Source organism: Halorubrum sp. Atlit-26R (assembly GCF_003666015.1).
GTDB lineage: Archaea > Halobacteriota > Halobacteria > Halobacteriales > Haloferacaceae > Halorubrum.
Map to the genome: position 1 here is coordinate 1 of NZ_QPLT01000560.1, position 432 is coordinate 432.

At 62.5% G+C, this 432-nt stretch carries 1 protein-coding gene; it reads left to right on the top strand.

Annotation, left to right across the window (positions count from 1 at the left end; genetic code table 11):
- Positions 1-57: 57 nt before the first annotated feature.
- Positions 58-432 (top strand): SWIM zinc finger domain-containing protein (locus DVK07_RS21940; RefSeq protein WP_147441350.1); only part of this gene is annotated, 375 nt, incomplete at its 3' end.

Sequence of the window (432 nt, forward strand, 5' to 3'; positions counted from 1 at the left end):
AGCGTACGAGGATGATGCACTGGATCGGCTGAATAGTGCGTCAAACCCACCGTAAAGATGGATGTAACCGAGGACGCAGTCCGGGACATCTGCACGGACGCAGTCTTCGAACGCGGCGAACGATACCGTGAGGAGGGCCGTATCCACGGAATTCACCGCATCGACACCACTGTAACCGCAGTCGTGAGCGGCAGCCGTCAGTACGATGTCCGTGTTGACCTCGCCACCAACGGGTTTGCCCCGTGGTGCGACTGTCCGTACGACGGGCCGGGCACGTGCAAGCACGTCGTCGCCGTGGTGCTTCGGTGTGTTGACGACCCTCCCCAAGACGAAGGTGATCGGCTCGACACCGCACTTAACGGTGCCGACGCCGACGAGCTCCGCGCGTTCCTGCGTGAAGAACTCGCGACCGACGCTGACCTCCGCGACCAG